The sequence below is a fragment of the Micromonospora sp. NPDC049799 genome (genome assembly GCF_040656655.1).
In the GTDB taxonomy this organism is placed as follows: domain Bacteria; phylum Actinomycetota; class Actinomycetes; order Mycobacteriales; family Micromonosporaceae; genus Micromonospora.
The window spans coordinates 1-3713 of record NZ_JBFAMU010000491.1 but is presented as its reverse complement, the minus strand read 5'-3'; the positions used below and the strand labels follow the sequence as shown (position 1 = coordinate 3713).

General features: G+C 74.1%; 4 protein-coding genes. 3 read left to right on the top strand and 1 reads right to left on the bottom strand.

What is annotated here, in order from left to right; all coding sequences use genetic code 11:
- The coding region (locus AB0I76_RS25075; RefSeq protein WP_357040103.1) for a GTP-binding protein at positions 1–785 on the bottom strand (785 nt) is incomplete at its 3' end.
- A gap of 202 nt (positions 786–987) precedes the next feature.
- On the opposite strand from AB0I76_RS25075, the gene AB0I76_RS25070 reads away from it, so the two are divergent.
- The 3 genes from AB0I76_RS25070 to AB0I76_RS25060 all read left to right on the top strand — a co-directional run bounded on the left by AB0I76_RS25070 (position 988) and on the right by AB0I76_RS25060 (position 3390).
- On the top strand, positions 988–1359 hold the full coding sequence (locus AB0I76_RS25070) for a YciI family protein (protein ID WP_357040100.1): 372 nt from the start codon (positions 988–990) through the stop codon (positions 1357–1359).
- Entirely contained in the window at positions 1323–2588 is a 1266-nt protein-coding gene (locus AB0I76_RS25065; protein ID WP_357040097.1) for a DUF6596 domain-containing protein, read from the top strand. Before AB0I76_RS25070 ends, AB0I76_RS25065 begins: the two co-directional genes overlap by 37 nt.
- Before the next feature lie 100 nt (positions 2589–2688).
- Positions 2689–3390: a dihydrofolate reductase family protein gene (locus AB0I76_RS25060; protein WP_357040094.1), complete on the top strand. Its 702-nt coding sequence runs from the start codon at positions 2689–2691 to the stop codon at positions 3388–3390.
- Positions 3391–3713 lie beyond the last annotated feature (323 nt).

The window sequence follows — 3713 nt, the reverse complement described above, 5'->3', positions numbered from 1 at the left end:
GCGAAGACCCGGGCCCGCAGCCCGGGCTCGGGCGGCGGCGACGGCGGCAGCAGGTGGGCCAGGGCGTCGAGCAGCTCGGGTACGCCGGTCCCGGTGATCGCCGAGCCGAAGTACAGCGGGTGCACCCGCGCCGCGGCGGTCTGCGCGCGCAGCGCGGCGCGTACCCGGTCGGGGGCGGGTGGCCGGTCCTCGACCAGCGCGGCGAGCAGTTCGTCGTCGTGGTCCGCCAGCACGGTGGCCCAGTCGACCAAGGCGGTGGGGTCGCGCCGGTCGTACGCCCGCACAGTCGCGGTGGCCGTGCCGGCCGCGCGGACCGTGCCCATCGGCGCGACGCCCGGGGTGAGCAGCCGGCGGACGTCCGCGACCAGCGCGTCGGTGCGGGCGCCGACGCGGTCGACCTTGTTGACGAACAGCACCGTGGGCAGCCGCAGGGACCGCAGGGTCCGCATGAGGACGCGGGTGTGCGGTTGGACGCCCTCGACGGCGGAGAGCACCAGGACGGCGCCGTCGAGCACGCCGAGCGCCCGTTCGACCTCCGCGACGAAGTCGCTGTGTCCGGGGGTGTCGATGAGGTTGACCTGGCGCCGCCCGACGGTGAACGCGGCCACCGCGGAGCGGATGGTGATGCCGCGCCGGCGTTCGATCTCGCCGGTGTCGGTGCGGGTGGTGCCGGCGTCGACGCTGCCGAGCCGGTCGATCGTGCCGGTGTCGAAGAGCAGGCGCTCGGTCAGGCTGGTCTTACCGGCGTCGACGTGCGCCAGAATGCCGATGTTGACGGTCTCCATGGGCTGACGGGTCCTCGAAAGCTCGCATCCGGATGGGAAGGAAGTTTTCGAGTCGGCGCATCGCCCCTGCTCCCGTCGTCGGTGACCGCGGTCGGTACCACGCTGGCACACGACGCCCGTGGCGGCGAGGTGTTTTCCGCGGTGGAGCGACCGGGCCGGCGCGGTACGGTCCTGTCAGCCACCCGGCGGCGAGGGGAGACGGATGAAGTACCTGATGTTGATCTACGGCAACGACGAGATCTGGAGCAGTCTGCCCGCCGACGACTTTTCCACGTTGATCGGCGAGGTCGACGCGTTCAACGCCGCGCTGCGGGCCTCCGGAGAGCTCGTGGACAGCCAGGGACTCGTGCCCCGCGCGCGGTCGGTGCGGATGACCGGGGACACGCCGGTGGTCACCGACGGCCCGTACCTGGAGGCCAAGGAGTACGTCGGCTCGTACTTCGTGGTCGACGTGGACGGGGAGGAGCGGGCCCTGGAGATCGCCCGGTCGTACCCGGCCCTGGGGTTCGGCACCGGGAACGGCGGCGGCCTGGAGGTGTGGCCGCTGATGTCCGGGAACGGCAGCGAGCCCTGAGCCGCGACGAACCGCTCGGTGACCTGCTGCGTGAGCTCGCGCCGCAGGTGCTCGGCGCTCTGGTGCGCCGCTACGGCGACTTCACCCGGGCCGAGGACGCCGTCCAGGACGCCCTGCTCGACGCCGTACAGACGTGGACCGGCGACGGCGTGCCGGAACACCCGGGGGCCTGGCTGCGGACCGTCGCGACCCGCCGGTACGTCGACCAGGTACGGGCCGACACCGCCCGCCGGCGGCGGGAGGTGGCCGTGGTCGACGCCACCCCCCGCGACGCGCTGGTGGCCCCGCCGCCGGACGCCGAGCCGGTCCGCGACGACGTGCTGGAACTGCTCTTCCTCTGCTGCCACCCGGCCCTCGGGCCGTCCGCCCAGGTGGCGCTCACCCTGCGGGCGGTCGGTGGCCTGACCACCGCCGAGATCGCCACGGCCTTCCTGCTGCCGGAGAAGACCATGGGGCAGCGCATCGTGCGGGCCAAGCAGCGGTTGCGGGAGGCCGGTGCCCGGTTCGACCTGCCGCCGGAGCCCGAACAGGGTCCCCGCCTCGCCGTCGTCCTGCACGTGCTCTACCTGATCTTCAACGAGGGCTACAGCGCCAGCAGCGGCCCCGACCTGCGCCGGGTCGACCTGACCCGGCAGGCGATCCGGTTGACCCGCCGCCTGTACGAGCGGCTGCCCGACTCCGGCGAGGCGGCGGGGCTGCTCGCGCTGATGCTGCTGACCGAGGCGCGGGGCGCGGCTCGTACCGGAGAAGACGGTGACCTGGTGCCGCTGGCCGAACAGGACCGTACGCGCTGGGACCGGAGCGCCATCGCGGAGGGCACGGCGCTGGTCGCCCACAGTCTGGCGACGCTGCCGCTCGGGCCGTACCAGGTGCAGGCTGCCATCGCCGCCGTTCACGCGGAGGCGCCGTCGACGGCGGACACCGACTGGCCGCAGATCCTGGCGCTGTACGACCTGTTGGAGCGGTTGGCGCCGGGCCCGGTCGTCACCCTGAATCGGGCGGTGGCCCTCGGCATGGTGCGCGGTCCCCGGGCCGGGCTGGACCTGCTGGGCACCCTGGAGTCCGGGCCGCTCGCCGGTCACCACCGTCTGCTCGCCGTCCGCGCGCACCTGTTGGAGGAGGCCGGAGACCTGCCGGCCGCGGCGGCGGCCTGGCGGGAGGCCGCCCGTCTCGCCGGCACCCTCCCCGAGCGGCGCCACCTCGTCCGACGGGCCGCCCGTCTGGTGTGACCGTCGTCACATCGCCGTCCGGTAGAACCCGGCGGCGCGGCTCCGATCACCCGGTGAGCGGCACCGCACGGGTGCCGCCGAGGTGAGAGGAACAACCGCGATGACCAAGGTGACCGCGCAACTGTCCGTGTCGCTGGACGGCTTCTACGCCGGGCCGCGCCACACCGGTGACGGCGACTGGATGACGTCGGCCGAGAGCGCCGGCTTCTTCCGGGTCACCCGGTGGGCGACCGACGCGATGGCGTGGCGGGAACGGCAGGGCTTCGCCGGCGGCGTCCGGGACACGAACTCCGAGATCATCGCCGAGACGTTCGAGGCGGCCGGCGCGTACGTCATGGGGCGCCGGATGGCCGACGGCGGTGAGGTGCCGTGGGGCGACGAGCCGCCGTTCCGCGCGCCGGTCTTCGTCGTCACGCACCGGCCCCGGGAGACCCTGGTGCGCGGCGGTGGCACCAGCTTCACGTACGTCACCGACGGGATCGCCAGCGCGGTCGACCAGGCGCGCGCCGCGGCCGGCGGGAAGAACGTCGCGGTGGCCGGCGGTGGCAACCTCGTCCGGCAGGTGCTCCGGGCCGGACTGCTCGACGAGTTGGAACTGCACGTCGTACCGGTGGTGCTCGGCACCGGCCTGCGCCTGCTCGACGCCGACCTGGACCTCGGCGAGAAGGAGGCGATCGAGCTGACCGCGCTGCGGGTGGTGCCCACCCCCGAGGTGACCCACATCCGCTACCGGGTCGAGGGCCGCGCCCCGCTCGTGCTCGACGACCGCGGCAGCGGCGGCGGCCCCACGACCACGCGGTGAGGCGCCGTCACCCCGTCGAGTGGATCTCCGTGTCGCGCCCGCGGTCACGATCGGGCGTTGGCGTGATGTCTGTCAGACATTTTCATGTCACACAGACATCAGGCTCAGGCGACCATCATGTGGCGGGCCGGCGGGCCGGCGGGCCCCCGGCCCCGTCGGGTGTCCCCGGGGGCAGGGCACCAACGGGTGTCGGCGGCGCGGGGCAACGGGGCGCGGGCATGTGGCCCTACAGTGTCAGCACCCCGAAGCGATCAAGGAGGGTGCCATGCCCGAACCGACCCCGGCGCCGGAGGCCGCAACGCCGGCCGCGCCCGCGGGCGCCG